This is a genomic window from Stenotrophomonas sp. MH181796 (genome assembly GCF_009659995.1).
Classification (GTDB): domain Bacteria; phylum Pseudomonadota; class Gammaproteobacteria; order Xanthomonadales; family Xanthomonadaceae; genus Stenotrophomonas; species Stenotrophomonas riyadhensis.
Window position 1 is genome coordinate 151,010 of sequence record NZ_RAHU01000003.1, and the last position, 17,466, is coordinate 168,475.

The following is a 17,466-nucleotide window of genomic DNA, read 5'->3' on the forward strand; positions in this document are numbered from 1 at the left end:
CCATGCAAAGCAAACCATCCGGATCACGATTACATCAGTGGATCTACGTCTACTGAGAAGCTCGAGATTAGGATTTCAGTGCAGGTCACCACACTAAGCCATAGCTGGAAAGGCACGACGGTGGTCAAAGCGGCTGACCGTCACGAGATTGACGTCGGTGTATATCGTCCGATTAAGACCCGTCGCTATCCCGCATTTACGGAGTTACTTCTTGGGGTCTCGTGCAAGACTGGCGGCTGGAACAAGGCGTACGTCCGCGAGGCGCTAGGTATGCGTAGGGAGCTAGGATTCCTCACATCACCTAGGACGAGCTTGACGAGCTCAGCTCCGTGGTTCATCGCAACAGTTCCCTGCGATCCTCCGGTTCCCTTTGCCTTGTACGCGACCAACGCTGGGTCCGCCGTGTATGCGTCGTTGGCAGCTTTGGGGCTCTACGTCGAGCACTACAAGGGGTAGCGGAAACAGGCTTTGGAGTACGGATCAACTCAGGTGTGTCGAGAACGATGCCCGCTTTGGGTCGAAGGCGGATGCCATCACCGGGCCGGTCGCCGCCCAATGTCCGCTTCCGGCCAGAAGCGGACATCCACCCTGCCCTCGATAAACATCCCAAATCCACGGACGACCTTGGTCTGCTTTGGCCTTCTGCCTTAGGGCCAGACCTGAACTTCGATTTCAGCCCCTAGCGTATTTGACTCCCGCGACCTAGATCTCTCCTAGATCCTTGAGCAGGGCTTGCCCCTTCTGCAGAAACCCAACTAGCAGTCGACCTCCTGCTACTTTCCGGCCCAATTGCCCATTGAGGTAGCTGACCTGGAGACGCGCATGGGCCAGCAGATCCACCTGGGCCATGCTAGGGGTCGCGGCCTGGAGCGGTTCGCCCGGCGACGCCATCTGCCCCCCGATCGGCTGGACAACGCAAGGGCGCCGGCTGTCACTCTTCGCATACGCCGTGGCCATCATCCGGCCGTTCTTCAACGACCATCCACCAAGCACCAACTCGGTCCCGAGTTGCTCGATCGGCAATCCCGCTTCGCTAACCGCTTTCTCAAAGTTCGGCCAGAGTTGGTCCACCACCAGCCCTAGCTCGGCAGATAGCTGTTCTATTGTGAAATCTGCGCGGAAGCTGGCCTGCAGTGCAAGCTCGTAGATGCGGAGGAAGGGGGAACCGCAGAATTCGGAAAAAATCGTACGCTAAGCTAACGGTGTTCTCGTGACAGCTCTTTGACTAGGCTTTCTAAGGGGTCGTCTCAGAAAACGGAAAATAAAGCACGCTAAGGCATAGCCGAACCTGCCAAGCTTGCTCCACCCTGTAGTGACGCGATCAGCGGGCAGGAAACGTTCCCCCTTCGCGCATGGCAGGCGCGCACCAACTCAGACAGCACGGCCTCCATGCGCGCCAGGTCAGCCATTTTCTCGCGCACGTCCTTGAGCTTGTGCTCGGCCAGACTGCTGGCTTCCTCGCAATGGGTGCCATCCTCCAGCCGCAGCAGCTCGGCGATCTCATCCAGGCTGAAGCCCAGCCGCTGGGCTGATTTCACGAAGCGCACCCGCGTTACATTCGCCTCGCCATAGCGGCGGATGCTGCCATAGGGCTTGTCAGGCTCCAGCAACAAGCCCTTGCGCTGATAGAAACGGATGGTCTCCACATTGACCCCGGCCGCCTTGGCGAAAACGCCAATGGTCAGGTTCTCCAAATTGTTTTCCATATCGCTTGACTCCGTACATGAGTACGGAAGTAAGGTTACGCTATCCAATTTCAATTCGAAAGGACAAGCGCATGTCTGAACCAAAAACCGGGCGCGGCGCGCTCTTCACTGGAGGGCTTGCCGCCATCCTCGCCTCGGCTTGCTGCCTCGGGCCGTTGGTTCTGATCGCCTTGGGGTTCAGCGGCGCTTGGATCGGCAACTTGGCGGTGTTGGAACCCTATCGCCCCATCTTTATCGGCGTGGCGCTGGTGGCGTTGTTCTTCGCCTGGCGGCGCATCTACCGGCAGGCAGCGGCCTGCAAACCGGGTGAGGTCTGCGCGATTCCCCAAGTGCGAGCTACTTACAAGCTCATTTTCTGGATCGTGGCCGCGCTGGTTCTGGTCGCGCTCGGATTTCCCTACGTCATGCCATTTTTCTACTGATCGGAGTTCACCATGAAGAAACTGTTTGCCTCCCTCGCCCTCGCCGCCGTTGTTGCCCCCGTCTGGGCCGCCACCCAGACCGTCACGCTGTCCGTACCGGGCATGACCTGCTCCGCCTGCCCGATCACTGTCAAGAAGGCGATTTCCAAGGTCGAAGGCGTCAGCAAAGTTGACGTGACTTTCGAGACACGCCAAGCGGTCGTCACCTTCGACGATGCCAAGACCAGCGTGCAGAAGCTGACCAAGGCAACCGCAGACGCGGGCTATCCGTCCAGCGTCAAGCAGTGAGTCACTGAAAACGGCACCGCAGCACAACGGACGTCATTGTCTGGCGCCACAAACGATAAAGGATCTGTTGCATGACCCATCTAAAAATCACCGGCATGACTTGCGACTCGTGCGCGGCGCACGTCAAGGAAGCGCTGGAAAAAGTGCCAGGCGTGCAGTCGGCGCTGGTGTCCTATCCGAAGGGCACAGCGCAACTCGCCATCGTGCCGGGCACATCGCCGGACGCGCTGACTGCCGCCGTGGCCGGACTGGGCTACAAGGCAACGCTAGCCGATGCGCCACTGGCGGACAACCGCGTCGGACTGCTCGACAAGGTGCGGGGATGGATGGCCGCCGCCGAAAAGCACAGTGGCAACGAGCCCCCGGTGCAGGTAGCGGTCATTGGCAGCGGTGGAGCCGCGATGGCGGCGGCGCTGAAGGCCGTCGAGCAAGGCGCGCAGGTCACGCTGATCGAGCGCGGCACCATCGGCGGCACCTGCGTCAATGTCGGCTGTGTGCCGTCCAAGATCATGATCCGCGCCGCCCACATCGCCCATCTGCGCCGGGAAAGCCCGTTCGATGGCGGTATTGCGGCAACTGTGCCTACGATTGACCGCAGTAAGCTGCTGGCCCAGCAGCAGGCCCGCGTCGACGAACTGCGGCACGCCAAGTACGAAGGCATCCTGGGCGGTAATCCGGCCATCACCGTTGTGCACGGTGAGGCGCGCTTCAAGGACGACCAGAGCCTTACCGTCCGTTTGAACGAGGGTGGCGAGCGCGTCGTGATGTTCGACCGCTGCCTGGTCGCCACGGGTGCCAGCCCGGCGGTCCCGCCGATTCCGGGCTTGAAAGAGTCACCCTACTGGACTTCCACCGAGGCCCTGGCGAGCGACACCATTCCCGAACGCCTTGCCGTAATCGGCTCGTCGGTGGTGGCGCTGGAGCTGGCGCAAGCCTTTGCCCGGCTGGGCAGCAAGGTCACGGTCCTGGCGCGCAATACCTTGTTCTTCCGTGAAGACCCGGCCATCGGCGAGGCGGTGACAGCCGCTTTCCGTGCCGAGGGCATCGAGGTGCTGGAGCACACGCAAGCCAGCCAGGTCGCCCATATGGACGGTGAATTCGTGCTGACCACCACGCACGGTGAATTGCGCGCCGACAAACTGCTGGTTGCCACCGGTCGGACACCGAACACGCGCAGCCTCGCGCTGGACGCAGCGGGGGTCACTGTCAATGCGCAAGGTGCCATCGTCATCGACCAAGGCATGCGCACGAGCAACCCGAACATCTACGCGGCCGGCGACTGCACCGACCAGCCGCAGTTCGTCTATGTGGCGGCAGCGGCCGGCACCCGTGCCGCGATCAACATGACCGGCGGCGATGCGGCGCTCGACCTGACCGCAATGCCGGCCGTGGTGTTCACCGATCCGCAAGTGGCGACCGTGGGCTACAGCGAGGCGGAAGCCCACCACGACGGGATCGAGACCGACAGCCGCACCTTGACCTTGGACAACGTGCCGCGTGCGCTCGCCAACTTCGACACACGCGGCTTCATCAAGTTGGTTATCGAGGAAGGCAGCCATCGGCTGATCGGCGTACAGGCGGTCGCGCCGGAAGCGGGTGAACTGATCCAGACGGCGGCTCTGGCCATTCGCAACCGCATGACGGTGCAGGAACTGGCCGACCAGTTGTTCCCCTACCTGACGATGGTCGAGGGGTTGAAGCTCGCGGCGCAGACCTTCAACAAGGATGTGAAGCAGCTTTCCTGCTGCGCCGGGTGAGAAAAAGGAGGTGTTCAATGAACGCCTACACGGTGTCCCGGCTGGCTCTTGATGCCGGGGTGAGCGTGCATATCGTGCGCGACTACCTGCTGCGCGGATTGCTGCGCCCGGTGGCGTGCACACCAGGCGGCTACGGCTTGTTCGATGACGCCGCCTTGCAACGGCTGTGCTTCGTGCGGGCGGCCTTCGAGGCGGGCATCGGCCTCGACGCGCTGGCGCGGCTGTGCCGGGCGCTGGATGCGGCGGACGGCGACGAAGCGGCCGCGCAGCTTGCCCTGCTGCGTCAGTTCGTCGAGCGTCGGCGCGAAGCGTTGGCCGATCTGGAAGTGCAGTTGGCCACCCTGCCGACCGAGCCGGCACAGCACGCGGAGAGTCTGCCATGAACAACCCCGAGCGCTTGCCGTCCGAGACGCACAAACCGATCACCGGCTACCTGTGGGGCGGACTGGCTGTGCTGACTTGCCCCTGCCACCTGCCCATCCTCGCTGTCGTGCTGGCCGGCACAACCGCCGGTGCTTTCCTCGGCGAGCATTGGGTCATCGCGGCGCTCGGTTTGACCGGCCTGTTCCTTCTGTCCCTGTCGCGGGCGTTGCGGGCATTCAGGGAAAGAGAATGAGCGCTTTCCGGCCGGATGGATGGACGACGCCGGAACTGGCCCAAGCGGTCGAGCGCGGGCAGCTTGAACTGCACTACCAGCCCGTCGTCGATCTGCGCAGTGGTGGGATTGTCGGCGCGGAAGCCCTGTTGCGCTGGCGTCATCCGACGCTTGGACTATTGCCACCGGGCCAGTTCCTGCCCGTGGTCGAATCGTCCGGCCTGATGCCTGAAATCGGCGCTTGGGTGCTGGGCGAAGCCTGCCGCCAGATGCGTGACTGGCGAATGCTGGCATGGCGACCGTTCCGGCTGGCCGTCAATGTTTCGGCGAGCCAAGTGGGACCGGACTTCGACGGGTGGGTAAAGGGCGTGCTGGCTGATGCCGAGTTGCCCGCCGAGTATCTCGAAATCGAGCTGACCGAATCGGTCGCGTTTGGTGATCCGGCGATCTTCCCCGCCCTGGACGCCTTGCGGCAGATCGGTGTGCGCTTCGCCGCCGATGACTTCGGGACGGGGTATTCCTGTCTGCAACATCTGAAGTGCTGCCCAATCAGCACGCTCAAGATCGACCAATCGTTTGTCGCCGGGCTCGCCAACGACCGCCGCGACCAAACCATCGTGCACACCGTGATTCAGCTTGCGCACGGGCTGGGCATGGATGTGGTGGCTGAAGGCGTGGAAACATCGGCGAGTCTTGATCTATTGCGACAAGCGGACTGCGACACAGGACAAGGCTTCCTGTTCGCGAAGCCAATGCCGGCGGCGGCATTCGCCGTCTTCGTCAGTCAATGGAGGGGTGCCACCATGAATGCAAGTGACTCGACCACCACCAGTTGCTGCGTGTGCTGCAAGGAAATCCCGCTCGATGCCGCCTTCACCCCGGAAGGCGCGGAATACGTCGAGCACTTCTGCGGGTTGGAGTGTTATCAACGCTTCGAAGCGCGTGCCAAGACAGGGAACGAAACCGATGCCGATCCGAACGCCTGCGACTCGCTACCGTCAGATTGAGGCATACCCTAACTGGATGTCAGGCAGGGCCGCGCCGCTTAGTCAGAATAGAGTCATCTTTCGCATTTTTTGACACATGCCTGCGAAGGTCATAGATTTCAGCCTGACAGAAACGGGGTTTGAGGCACAACGGAACAGAAGGAGCACTTAAGCCGCCTTCAACCAAGGAGACATCGTGCAGGGGCACCGCATCGGCTACGTCCGGGTCAGCAGCTTCGACCAGAACCCGGAACGCCAGCTGGAACAGACACAGGTGAGCAAGGTGTTCACCGACAAGGCATCGGGCAAGGACACCCAGCGCCCCCAGCTCGAAGCGCTGCTGAGCTTCGTCCGCGAAGGCGATACAGTGGTGGTGCACAGCATGGACCGGCTGGCCCGCAACCTCGATGACCTGCGTCGCTTGGTACAGAAGCTGACTCAACGCGGCGTGCGCATCGAGTTCCTGAAGGAGGGCCTGGTGTTCACTGGCGAGGACTCGCCGATGGCCAACCTGATGCTGTCGGTGATGGGGGCCTTCGCTGAGTTCGAGCGCGCCCTGATCCGCGAGCGGCAGCGTGAGGGCATCACCTTGGCCAAGCAGCGTGGCGCGTACCGGGGCCGCAAGAAAGCCCTGTCCGATGAGCAGGCTGCTACCCTGCGGCAGCGAGCGACGGCCGGCGAGCCCAAGGCGCAGCTTGCCCGCGAGTTCAACATCAGCCGGGAAACCCTCTACCAGTACCTCCGCACGGACGACTGACACATGCCGCGTCGCTTGATCCTCTCGGCCACGGAGCGGGGCACCCTGCTCGCGTTGCCAGAAAGCCAGGATGACCTGATCCGCTACTACACCTTCAACGACTCCGACCTGTCGCTGATCCGTCAGCGGCGCGGCGACGCCAACCGCCTCGGCTTCGCCGTGCAACTCTGCCTGCTGCGCTACCCCGGCTATGCGTTGGGCACTGACAGCGAGCTGCCCGAACCGGTCATCCTGTGGGTGGCCAAGCAAGTCCAGACCGATCCGGCGAGTTGGACGAAGTACGGCGAGCGCGATGTGACCCGTCGCGAGCACGCCCAGGAACTGCGCACCTACCTTCAACTGGCCCCGTTCGGCCTGTCCGACTTCCGCGCCCTGGTGCGCGAGCTGACCGAACTGGCCCAGCAGACCGACAAGGGCTTGCTGCTGGCCGGCCAGGCGCTGGAGAGCCTGCGGCAGAAGCGACGCATCCTGCCGGCGTTGAGCGTGATCGACCGGGCTTGCTCGGAGGCCATTGCACGGGCCAATCGGCGGGTCTACCGCGCCCTGGTTGAACCGCTCACGGACTCGCATCGGGCCAAGCTGGACGAGCTGTTGAAGCTCAAGGCCGGCAGCAGCATCACCTGGTTGACCTGGCTGCGCCAGGCACCGCTGAAACCCAACTCTCGGCACATGCTTGAGCACATCGAGCGGCTGAAGACATTTCAGCTGGTGGACTTGCCCGAAGTCCTGGGCCGGCACATCCACCAGAACCGCCTGCTCAAGCTGGCCCGCGAGGGTGGGCAGATGACGCCCAAAGACCTCGGCAAGTTCGAGCCGCAGCGGCGCTATGCGACCCTGGCCGCCGTGGTGCTGGAGAGCACTGCAACCGTGATTGATGAGCTGGTGGATCTGCACGACCGCATCCTAGTCAAGCTGTTCAGCGGCGCGAAGCACAAGCATCAGCAGCAGTTCCAGAAGCAGGGCAAGGCGATCAACGACAAGGTGCGCCTGTACTCCAAGATCGGCCAGGCGCTGCTGGAGGCCAAGGAAGCCGGCAGCGACCCCTATGCCGCCATCGAGGCGGTGATCCCCTGGGACGAGTTCACCGAGAGCGTCAGCGAAGCCGAGCTGCTGGCCCGGCCGGAGGGCTTCGACCACCTGCACCTGGTCGGCGAGAACTTCGCCACCCTGCGCCGCTACACGCCGGCTCTGCTGGAGGTATTGGAGCTGCGCGCCGCCCCGGCCGCGCAGGGCGTGCTGGCAGCCGTGCAGACGCTGCGCGAGATGAACGCCGACAACCTGCGCAAGGTGCCGGCCGATGCTCCCACCGCCTTCATCAAGCCGCGCTGGAAGCCACTGGTGATCACCCCGGAAGGCCTCGACCGGCGCTTCTACGAAATCTGCGCCCTGTCCGAGCTGAAGAACGCCCTGCGCTCCGGCGACATCTGGGTCAAGGGCTCGCGGCAGTTCCGCGACTTCGACGACTACCTGCTGCCGGCCGAGAAGTTCGCCGCGCTCAAGCGGGAACAGGCCCTGCCGCTGGCGATCAACCCGAACAGCGACCAGTATCTGGAAGAGCGCTTGCAGCTGCTGGACGAGCAGTTGGCCACTGTCGCCCGCCTGGCCAAGGACAACGAGCTGCCCGATGCCATCCTCACCGAGTCCGGGTTGAAGATCACCCCGCTGGATGCGGCGGTGCCGGATCGGGCGCAGGCGCTGATCGACCAGACCAGTCAGTTACTGCCGCGCATCAAGATCACCGAACTGCTGATGGACGTGGACGACTGGACGGGCTTCAGCCGCCACTTCACCCACCTGAAGGACGGGGCCGAGGCCAAAGACCGGACGTTGCTGCTGTCCGCGATCCTCGGTGATGCGATCAACCTCGGGCTGACCAAGATGGCCGAGTCGAGCCCCGGTCTGACCTACGCCAAGCTGTCCTGGCTGCAAGCCTGGCACATCCGCGACGAGACCTATTCGGCGGCCCTGGCCGAGCTGGTCAACCACCAGTACCAGCATGCCTTCGCCGCCCACTGGGGCGACGGCACCACCTCATCCTCCGATGGCCAGCGTTTCCGGGCTGGCGGCCGGGGCGAGAGCACCAGACACGTCAACCCGAAGTACGGCAGTGAGCCGGGACGGCTGTTCTACACCCATATCTCCGACCAGTACGCGCCGTTCAGCACCCGCGTGGTGAATGTCGGCGTGCGCGATTCCACCTATGTGCTCGACGGCCTGCTGTACCACGAGTCCGACCTGCGGATCGAGGAGCACTACACCGACACGGCCGGCTTCACCGATCACGTCTTCGCCCTGATGCACCTGCTGGGCTTCCGTTTCGCGCCGCGCATCCGCGACCTCGGCGAAACCAAGCTGTACGTGCCGCAGGGCGTGCAGACCTACCCGACGCTGCGGCCGCTGATCGGCGGCACCCTGAACATCAAGCACGTCCGCGCCCATTGGGACGACATCCTGCGCCTGGCCAGCTCGATCAAACAGGGCACCGTCACTGCCTCGCTGATGCTGCGCAAGCTCGGCAGCTATCCGCGCCAGAACGGCCTGGCCGTGGCCCTGCGCGAGCTGGGCCGGATCGAACGCACGCTGTTCATCCTAGACTGGCTGCAAAGTGTTGAGCTGCGCCGCCGCGTGCATGCCGGCCTGAACAAAGGTGAGGCGCGCAACTCGCTGGCCAGGGCGGTGTTCTTCAACCGCCTTGGGGAAATCAGGGATCGGAGCTTCGAGCAGCAGCGCTACCGGGCCAGCGGCCTCAACCTGGTGACGGCGGCTATCGTGCTGTGGAACACGGTGTACCTGGAGCGCGCCACCCAGGGGTTGGTCGAGGCCGGCAAGCCGGTGGACGGCGAGCTGCTGCAATTCCTGTCGCCGCTGGGCTGGGAGCACATCAACCTCACCGGCGATTACGTCTGGCGGCAGAGCCGCAGACTGGAAGACGGGAAGTTTCGGCCCCTACGGATGCCCGGAAAACCTTAGCGTACGATTTTTTCCGAATTCTGCGAGCCCCCCAGGAAGAATTGCGTAGACCCGCGCGCAGCAAGCACTACGTTGTGCTGAGGGATCAGCAGCAGCTTTGCCCCCGCGGAATACGCCCCTGTGAGAGCATCCTCTGCCAGGGTATCCGCTGCGACGACGAGGTGGTCACGAGTGAGGAGAACGTTGAGGATGCTCATTGCGGGATCGTCTAGACGTTTGCAGACTATCGCCTTCCCCTCCCCTCCTGTCCAGACTGCTATGGCCTCCGCGATCACACAAATTCTTGGTCGCCCCAATGCTTGCGAGAACGCACTTGAGATACGCCGCGGCTACCTCAAGGCGATGGAAGATGCGCTGCGGGTTTCGCTTCTGATCCACCAAGATCCAAGGCTTCTGTTCGACACGTGGGCCAGACTGCTCCCCTTGATCGCTCAAAGCCACGAGAGTGACGGCAGCCAGCCATTTGCGACCGGGATCGTCCGCTCGCGCGATCATGGATCCCGGCGGTTGGCTGGCTGAGCGTATGGTTGCAATATAGGAAGCAATCGCGCGCGGACCAGAACGCTGTTCATCGCAGACATTCTTAGGGTGCCATTGCAGAGATTTCAGCTTTTGAGGAATAAAATTTCAGTGCAAGACGGTCCATTGCAGAAAAATTTGACTTGCGACTGACGCAACGCAGAAATTGCTGATGCACGGATGATGCAATGCAGAGATTACCGGCTAACAGATGCTGCAGCCCAGCCGGCCAACTGAGGGCTTTGCCCGATGGACGAGCCGTTACTCTTGCCTGCAGATCACGATTCTAGGATGACTTGTGCCTCAATCGGCTGACCAGGATCGGGCGTCTGTGCTGGAGGGCTCCTTAGAGCTCTTGGGTGAAATTCGAGCCGCTTGGATGGAGATAGAGCATGGACGTGACCGAAGATCGACGGCGGTGGCGGCACTTTGCCAGATGTCCCTTGATCACGCCGTGGCAGTACAGTCCCTGATCGCTACTCTGCCCCAGTCAGCAATCTCGCTGGTCCGGCCCCAGTATGAGGCCCTCGTGCGTGCAACCTGGGCATGTTATGCAGCTACCGACACCGACATCGAGAAGCTTCTTGCGCCCCTGACTCTGGAGAGTCAGCAAGCGGCAAAGAGGCTCCCTGGCGTTCAGGACATGCTCGTAAAGCTTGAGTCCTCTGGGCCCCGAGGAGCATCACAGTTGTTGGGCAGAGCCAGACAATGCCTTTATGTCGGCTTGAACTCCTATCTCCATGCCGGGATTCACCCCTTGGCAAGGCAGTTAAATGGCTACCCGGGCGCGCTTCTGGCGGGGGTGGCCATGAACAGCAATGCGCTTGCCATGCTAACCCTTCTGAATCTGGCGCACCTGTGGCCAGGCGAACCAGTTCTGGCATGGATGAATGCACTGCATCATCAATTTGGGGGTGTTTTGCCAGAGTTGGAGCCATTGACCCCCCATCAGCCCTCGCCATAGAGCTGTCCCGGATCGCCTGCGCGTCTAGGGTGGGGTCTGTGGTGAGTGACTAGGCAGTTGGGCCTCGCCCCCCTCTGGGGGCACGGGGAGAACATCACGGGCGCATAAGCAGTTGCCCCGGATTTCTCGTTGGGGCAAGTCCTGGCAGTTGATCTGTGTCGGGGGCCTGTCGGGCGACTGTCATGTTTCCAAGTTCGGCACCCTCCTAATCTGGGCTCCCTACCCCTCCGGAGTTATCTTCTATGACCACCAAGACCCCGCCTCGCCTGCTTACCGCTGCTGAGGTTGGCGCCTGCATTCGCCAGTTCCGCCAGTTGCGTCATTGGTCGCAAGAACAATTGGCCGAGATCTCGGGCCTGAACGTGCGAACAGTTCAGCGGGTTGAGCAGGGTGACTCGGCCAGTTTCGACACCCGTCGCGCACTGGCGCGCGCCTTCGATTTCAATGACATCGATGCACTCAACAAGCCTTTCTCGCTGCCGACAGACGAGGAACTGCAGGCGGCGCAAGCGCAGTTTGAGCGCGACTACATCACCCTGGCGGTGTCCCCGCTTGCTGCTGGGCGCGAGCTGGCCAGCCTGATCGTTTCGTGCGACATGGATCTGTCCGAACCGGCTTTCGAGCTGTCGCGCGAGGCGGCGAGCGAGTTTGCTGCACTGGTCGACTACTACCGTGAGTATCGCGACTGCCAAGACCTGTATTCAGAAGTCGACAAGCTAGACATCTACGACGGGCTGCAGCAGCGCATTGAGGTCCTGCGGGAACTGGGAGTATCACTGTCGCACGGTCAGCGTAAGGTCGTCATTCGGATGGGCTCAGGTATGCCGATGGATGCCACGGTCCTGTACGTCGTGGCGTTTCGCCTCGGCCACGAGTGCAGTCAGATCGTAACTCCTAAGGCAGCACGCATCGGCTGAGTCAGCATTCATTAGATCGATAGTGGTGGCGATACATCTGACAGATGTCTATTGATCGCGCCGTCGCAGTACAGTCCCTGGAGGTTGCCCTGCCTTAGTCAGCGATAGCGCTGGTCCGGCCCCAGCACAAGACCCTGATTCGTGCGACAGCAAGGTTCTTAGCTTTCGAGGCAGCGAATTTTTGATGTGCCCTGAACCCTCGCGAAGATCCACTATGGAGACGCCGTCGATTTCTGGATCCAGACCTAAGAAGCCCTCGAGTTCTGGATCCACAGGCAACTCGTCCTTGAGTTCCTGACTGCGCACCTGAGTGGTCAAGCTCCGCCCGGGTGAAGGCTCTGCGCCCAGTACTCTAGGAACTCCTCTTGAGCAATCGTTTCGATTGCGCCTGGCCTGGCATGCCGCACCATGTGGATGGCATCCGATGCCCGCTTGGCCTCGCCAGACTGCAGCAAAAGCATGGCAGCGACCGTTCCCGCGCGTCCCAACCCCCCCTTGCAGTGGACCACGATCCTTTGACCGCTCAGCATGTCAGCGACGAGCTCAGCACTTAGCTGTAGCCAATCTTTGAGGAGTCTGTCGTCTGGTGCGGCTCCATCAGTGATTGGCAGTCCATGCCAAGAGATGCCCTTCCCCGCCACTATCGCCGGTAAGCTCTCGATTCGAAGGTCCTTGAGCTCCCAAGGCTCAAGCAAGGTGACTAGGTGAGTGGCACCCCAGTCCTGAATAGCCGAGACGTCCACATCTAGGTCTCTCGCCCATACTCCAGTCATGGCGACTTCCTGGTACTTGCCTGGCGCAAATGTCACCCCTATGCCGCCTCCATGGGCTCCAACAGGCAACTCTGCAATCAGTAACGGGTGGCTAGCGCTGGTGCGCATCATTTCGGCTCTCCCAACATGCGGTAACGTTCTGCGTCGTGCGCCGGGGCGCTCCCCGCTCATTCGCTGCACGGCTAGGATATCGGATGTTCAGATATCGTTGAACTGGAGAGAACACCTAAGGGTCAATATCGGAAAGTCAGATAGACAGTCTGTGGGCAGGTTGATATCCTGACAACTGGTATCGCGATTTGAGGGCTGTGTGGCCTATGTCGTTAGCCAACCGACCCTCATCGCGCCCTGGCCAGAACTGGACAATTTCGTTCGTTCAATAGGTCCCTTTCTTGCGTGCGCGTGGTGCGCGCTAGAGCGCTCAAGAACGGCTAGTTCGCCGGTAGCTGCTGAGGGGTTGGCCTCGCAGGCACTTGACACGCTTGCGACGCTGCGCGTCCTCCATCGCGAACCAGTCGAATGTTCTCGGCTTGCCGCAAGATCTCTGTATGAGCCCCTGGCTTGGTCCTACAAATCTCCGTGGTCTCGCAGTGACTTGAACCTTGAGTCGGCATTGACCCGGTCGCTCACCCAGTGGGCGGCTGAGTGCACGCCCAGTGCGAGGCGGAATCTCGGAATTTCACTGGCATCCACCGAAGCTCGAGCGTACTTGGCAAACCTTCTGCGGAAGCATCGGTTGGACCCGAAGCTAGGCGACGGGCTTCAGTCGATTGGATCGCCTGAATGGAATGCGCTCAGCTTGGGGCGTAAGCGCTACGTGCTGTGGGCGAGCATGCGAAATTCTGCCTCGGAGTTCATACAAAGCGGTTTGGATGAGCATGCCGCGAGGCGAGCACTTGATCGCGAGATAAAACGCAGATGCATCTGGTTAGCTGGACGCGAGCAAGCTGGAACCCTCGCCCGGAAGGATTTTTGCTTCTTGCCTGGTCAGGGTTGGCGTCAGCCGTTGATCCTGGACGTTGCAATGGAGACTTTCCTGCCGCTGGGCATGGCGTACTGGCTGGAACCTAGCGGCAGTTGGCAGCTTTAGCTTCTAGTCTGAGTAGACCGACCAGCTGCCACGGGTCCATGAGATGGTTTGAGGGGGCTCAGGACTCTATCGCGGTAAACGCCCCCCCAGGTCTATATCGACGGTTCTCCAACGAAGCGCTGGACCTTGGTTGACCGGCGAGCCTGTGGCCCATTGGACGCTGGCCAAGAGATGGCCCTCTAGTACTCGTTCAGTCGCTTACGGATTGCCTCGATGGCATCGTCCAGTCCCGCGTCGTCCTCGGGGTAAGGAGAACAAAACAGTTGAACCGGGACCCAGCAATGTTCCTGTCCCGGTTGTACATAGGGGGCGTAATCATCTAGTAGCCATGCAGAGCCGATGGGCTGGGAAACGTTGGCAAGATCCTTCGTCGGCCCAGTCCAGTCTATGTATGGCAAGCGGGCAAACCAACCCGGGGCCGCTCCTTCGCAAGCCAATAGGTCGGCAATCTCGCGAAATCTAGGCTCCGGAACTGTGGTGAAGATGACTAGACCCTCAAAGAGCGACTTTGCCGACTCCAGAAATTCGTAGAGGCCCGGGCGCGGGATCTGGCTTACAGCGTTGGAAATCAGCGTTCCTTCTAAGTCCAAGGCGAGGATGGACGGGCGCATTGTGTAATGGTCCTCTTTGGCGGGGGTGAACGTCGGTACCGCTACCAAGCCCCGCCGGAGGGTGATCCGCCGGCGGGGCTTGGTAGCATCAGACATCTTCGAACTCGCTCGCTTGCTTGAGTTGGTTCTCAAGGAAATCAATGCGCTTCTGAAGATCGGCACTTAGATAGGCTTTGTCCGTAAAGTCCATTGCTGTCTCAGGGATCATCTCCAGCTCGACGCGTGTGGATGTAGCTGATGTACAGCGCCGCATTCCAGCTCGCTTCGCTCAATGGCAGTGTTGAGCGGTTGATGATGCGGGCGGTGATGACTGGCTTGGGCCCAAAGAAGCTGTTTTCCATCCGGAACTCTGGATCAACCGCACTGACCCTCTTTAGCTCGGCGATAGTAGGAAGTTGATCGTTGGCCTCCTGTCATAGCGCTTCTATCTCCTTGGGATTGCTATCCCTGATGTGCTTAACCTGCCCTCTCACCACCTGCCTTACGGAAGCGTTTGGGTAGGTCTGGTTCAGTTTTTCAAGAAGGTCGGCAGGGATTCGTGAGAAAAACAGCCGAATCGTCTCTAACACCATGATTCAACGAGGAAACACCCCTCGACGTCAGGCAGTTCGTGGATTACAGACCTAGGCTTGATTGAACCAGAAGCCGCGTGACACAGGCATTCCTGGAGTACTGCTCAGGCACGCGTGCCCTTCTTGAATATTGGATTCAAGAGTTTCCACGCTCCTGACCCAACGGAAACCTTCAAGAAGGCTCTGACCGTCGCCTGATCCATTGCAGTAGTTCCTCGTGCGGGATCGTACGTCCAGCGTCGACGTCGGCCATACCCTCGCGGGTCCGCCGTTCCTTCTCTTCCTCGGTCAATCCCGGAAGGAGTGCTAGTAGCTTATCTTCAGGGCTCATAGGCCGATGAGCTGTGCTCAAGTTGGCTTGATTCTCGTGAAAAAATATGGGCAGGATCTGGGGATCATCCAAGCCCGCCGGCAAAGGCAGCGATACGTCGTGGACCGCCAAGTCGATGATGACGTCCAAATCTGAGCATAAGGGCTGTATGGCGGTGGTCACCAGACGAGCCGCCCGCTCGGCGAAAGCCAGGTCCACCACCAGCCAGATCAACAGACCGGGAGGCTGTTCGACGCCCCCTGACGAGTGAGTTTCCAGGAGATAGGCCGACGAGACGAAGTCGGCGTGCTCAAGGCTGCCGCTGATGGCCGGAGCGAGCCAAGCCGGCGCGGCCTGGGCAGGTCTCACCGCGAACTCCGCCGGCGCCAGACGTTCCACCCTGGCCAGAAAGCCCGTATCCAACAATGTCGCAACCTCTTCCGGGTACAGGACAACGCCGCCGTAGTTGGGATTGAGCATCAACGTCGCGCCGCGAGTACCGGTTAGCAGCTCACGGCCTGAAACTCCCAGAATTCTGACAGCAGACGAGCTGGCCGCCTGCGCCTTGTCGAGCGAGGTAAAGAAAGGGATCGCATCGAAACCGTCAGGATGGCGGAACTGGACCAGCCGCAGTGTCTGCGCGTCGTCCGAGATGGGCGCATGCACGTACACGATCGCATCCATCAGTCGCTTGAAGAATGCGCGTTCCTCGGCCGCACTGTCGCGGGCCCGTTCAAAGGAAGCCTCCAGCGCTGTCTCCGCAGACGTAGTCCCTCTTCCACGCGGCCTGCTCGGTTGCTTCATGGTCAGATGCGATGAGGGCCGAGCGGGTACCCGGAGAACCAATCCGCCTCGATCTCGCTGCTCAGGTAGGGTCGTACGAAGGCCGACTGGGTCAGCGCTCGCAGCCGCTCTTCGTGCTCAGCAATCGCCTCGATGTCGCTGACGGTTGGATAGTGCCGCAGCAGTCGATATGCCTCTTGCCGCACCTCTTTAGGCACGGCTTGGCTGGCCGCTAGCTGCCTGAGGAACGCGCCCGCCTGCAGCACATTGCGGGTGCGCTCAGATGGCATCGTCATGACATCAAGAATGACTAGCACTAAGGAATGCTTAGCTTATCGCGTTTGTGGCCGGCCAGGGCACGGTGCAACTACAGACCTTGCGATTCCTGTATTAATGTAATATAATCAATAACTTAATTCGCATAAGTGAGCGTTATGTCCATGGAGTGAGGGCCAATAGGAACGAGCAGGTAGCCTGAGCCTTCCCATGATGGGAAGGTCAACAACGCGGGACGGATTACCACTCAACTTGCCTGTCGTTTGACCTTCCCACCGTGGGAAGGCTCATCGTCACGCCGTCGGCAAACCGCCGATGCTTTTGGAGGGTTGTCCATGAATCTCGTTGTTGAAGGTATGACCTGTGGTCACTGTGTCCGAACGGTCACCCAAGCCATTCAGGCCCTTGACCCCCACGCCCAGGTGGACGTCGATCTGGGCAGTGGCGTGGTCAAGATCGAGGGCCTGCTTGCCGTAGAACAGGCGGTTGAGGCTATCCAGCGGCAAGGCTATGTGATCGCTGCGGTGCTCCCTTCTGAGGCTGGTACGCCGGCCGCCCCGGCCGTCGCATCCTCCTGCTGCGGCGGATGCCACCGCTGAGTCCGCGCGAGGGCTTGATCCTGATCAATGACAGTCGGCCCCAAGAGGGCTAGACTGGCCATCATGAGAGCTCGCACGTCCCCTGCCCTGATCTGCCCAGCGTCCGCAGGCGCTGCTTCGGGCGTGCGGGAGCTGTCATGGTGAGGCTGCTGAGGCGGTGGCGGCGACCCCGTTCTCGTGCCCGACTGGCATGGCTGGGACTGTGGGCGCTGCTGCTGCAGCAACTCGCGCTGGTGGCTTACGCCTGTCCGCTGGAATCGGTGGAAGCTGGACAAGCGACCCTGATGGTCGGTTGCGAAGAGATGTCCACGCCGGATCCCGATGCTCCGGCGTTGTGCGACCAGCATTGCCAGCGCGATCACATCGCCACGGCCGATGCGAAGGCCCCTCAAGTGCCTTACCAGCCCGCGCTGGCCGCCTTCGCGCTGGTGCAGGCTCTGTTGCCACCGGTACACGCGCAGTTGTATCGGGATGTTCCGGTGTGCGTGTCCGATCCGCCTCCCCTGCAGCGCTTCTGTAGCCTGCTGATTTAAGCCCCCTCCTGGATTGACCCGTGCTCGTGCTGCATGCG

The 17,466-nt window shown here is 61.3% G+C and carries 19 protein-coding genes; 12 read left to right on the forward strand and 7 right to left on the reverse strand.

Going from position 1 to position 17,466, the window contains the following annotated elements; all coding sequences use genetic code 11:
• Positions 1-1,271 precede the first annotated feature (1,271 nt).
• Positions 1,272-1,706, reverse strand: coding sequence for an Hg(II)-responsive transcriptional regulator (gene merR / locus D5301_RS08115; RefSeq protein ID WP_005413387.1), 435 nt, complete (start codon positions 1,704-1,706; stop codon positions 1,272-1,274).
• A gap of 71 nt (positions 1,707-1,777) precedes the next feature.
• Here merR and merT point away from each other — a divergent pair, with 71 nt between their 5' ends.
• From merT to D5301_RS08155, 8 genes are all read left to right on the forward strand, one after another.
• On the forward strand, positions 1,778-2,128 hold the full coding sequence (merT, locus tag D5301_RS08120; protein ID WP_003131974.1) for a mercuric ion transporter MerT: 351 nt from the start codon (positions 1,778-1,780) through the stop codon (positions 2,126-2,128).
• A gap of 12 nt (positions 2,129-2,140) precedes the next feature.
• Positions 2,141-2,416 (forward strand): mercury resistance system periplasmic binding protein MerP, encoded by a 276-nt coding sequence (gene merP, locus D5301_RS08125; RefSeq protein ID WP_003131987.1) that lies wholly within the window; start codon positions 2,141-2,143, stop codon positions 2,414-2,416.
• Positions 2,417-2,487: 71 nt separating this feature from the next.
• Positions 2,488-4,173: a mercury(II) reductase gene (gene merA / locus D5301_RS08130; protein WP_003156770.1), complete on the forward strand. Its 1,686-nt coding sequence runs from the start codon at positions 2,488-2,490 to the stop codon at positions 4,171-4,173.
• A 17-nt stretch (positions 4,174-4,190) separates the two neighbouring features.
• Entirely contained in the window at positions 4,191-4,556 is a 366-nt protein-coding gene (gene merD, locus D5301_RS08135; RefSeq protein ID WP_000995360.1) for a mercury resistance co-regulator MerD, read from the forward strand.
• Complete coding sequence (merE, locus tag D5301_RS08140; protein ID WP_003132004.1) at positions 4,553-4,789, forward strand: broad-spectrum mercury transporter MerE; 237 nt, start codon at positions 4,553-4,555, stop codon at positions 4,787-4,789. Before merD ends, merE begins: the two co-directional genes overlap by 4 nt.
• A complete protein-coding gene (locus D5301_RS08145) occupies positions 4,786-5,775 on the forward strand; it encodes a DUF3330 domain-containing protein (RefSeq protein ID WP_003132006.1) in 990 nt (329 codons plus the stop codon). The genes merE and D5301_RS08145 overlap by 4 nt, the downstream gene beginning before the upstream one ends.
• Before the next feature lie 175 nt (positions 5,776-5,950).
• A complete protein-coding gene (locus D5301_RS08150) occupies positions 5,951-6,511 on the forward strand; it encodes a recombinase family protein (RefSeq protein ID WP_010921730.1) in 561 nt (186 codons plus the stop codon).
• A gap of 3 nt (positions 6,512-6,514) precedes the next feature.
• Entirely contained in the window at positions 6,515-9,481 is a 2,967-nt protein-coding gene (locus tag D5301_RS08155) for a Tn3-like element TnAs1 family transposase (RefSeq protein WP_005413400.1), read from the forward strand.
• Here the strand turns inward: D5301_RS08155 and D5301_RS08160 are convergent.
• Positions 9,478-9,678, reverse strand: a complete 201-nt coding sequence (locus tag D5301_RS08160) for a hypothetical protein (RefSeq protein WP_032966765.1) — start codon at positions 9,676-9,678, stop codon at positions 9,478-9,480. The two genes, D5301_RS08155 and D5301_RS08160, sit on opposite strands and share 4 nt — an antisense overlap.
• A 61-nt stretch (positions 9,679-9,739) precedes the next feature.
• On the opposite strand from D5301_RS08160, the gene D5301_RS08165 reads away from it, so the two are divergent.
• The gene (locus D5301_RS08165) at positions 9,740-10,000 is read left to right on the forward strand and encodes a hypothetical protein (RefSeq protein WP_049401600.1); all 261 of its coding nucleotides are present in this window, start codon (positions 9,740-9,742) and stop codon (positions 9,998-10,000) included.
• Positions 10,001-11,206: 1,206 nt separating this feature from the next.
• Positions 11,207-11,881 carry a helix-turn-helix transcriptional regulator gene (locus tag D5301_RS08170; protein WP_005413401.1) on the forward strand — a complete coding sequence of 225 codons (675 nt, stop codon included), beginning with the start codon at positions 11,207-11,209 and terminating at the stop codon, positions 11,879-11,881.
• 314 nt (positions 11,882-12,195) lie between these two features.
• On the opposite strand, the gene D5301_RS08175 is transcribed toward D5301_RS08170, so the two are convergent.
• From D5301_RS08175 to D5301_RS08195, 5 genes are all read right to left on the reverse strand, one after another.
• Positions 12,196-12,825 (reverse strand): cyclin-dependent kinase inhibitor 3 family protein, encoded by a 630-nt coding sequence (locus D5301_RS08175; protein ID WP_324187291.1) that lies wholly within the window; start codon positions 12,823-12,825, stop codon positions 12,196-12,198.
• A gap of 1,098 nt (positions 12,826-13,923) precedes the next feature.
• Positions 13,924-14,355, reverse strand: coding sequence for an NIF family HAD-type phosphatase (locus D5301_RS08180; protein ID WP_031269101.1), 432 nt, complete (start codon positions 14,353-14,355; stop codon positions 13,924-13,926).
• A 197-nt stretch (positions 14,356-14,552) separates the two neighbouring features.
• On the reverse strand, positions 14,553-14,696 hold the full coding sequence (locus D5301_RS08185; protein WP_153855340.1) for a hypothetical protein: 144 nt from the start codon (positions 14,694-14,696) through the stop codon (positions 14,553-14,555).
• Between the two features lie 403 nt (positions 14,697-15,099).
• Entirely contained in the window at positions 15,100-16,041 is a 942-nt protein-coding gene (locus D5301_RS08190; protein WP_049401588.1) for an SseB family protein, read from the reverse strand.
• 2 nt (positions 16,042-16,043) lie between these two features.
• Entirely contained in the window at positions 16,044-16,337 is a 294-nt protein-coding gene (locus D5301_RS08195) for a BPSL0761 family protein (protein WP_223224794.1), read from the reverse strand.
• Between the two features lie 315 nt (positions 16,338-16,652).
• On the opposite strand from D5301_RS08195, the gene D5301_RS08200 reads away from it, so the two are divergent.
• Both D5301_RS08200 and D5301_RS08205 read left to right on the forward strand, forming a co-directional pair.
• On the forward strand, positions 16,653-16,895 hold the full coding sequence (locus D5301_RS08200) for a cation transporter (protein ID WP_224482004.1): 243 nt from the start codon (positions 16,653-16,655) through the stop codon (positions 16,893-16,895).
• Between the two features lie 137 nt (positions 16,896-17,032).
• Positions 17,033-17,428, forward strand: a complete 396-nt coding sequence (locus D5301_RS08205) for a hypothetical protein (protein WP_005413404.1) — start codon at positions 17,033-17,035, stop codon at positions 17,426-17,428.
• The last annotated feature ends 38 nt before the right edge of the window (positions 17,429-17,466 follow it).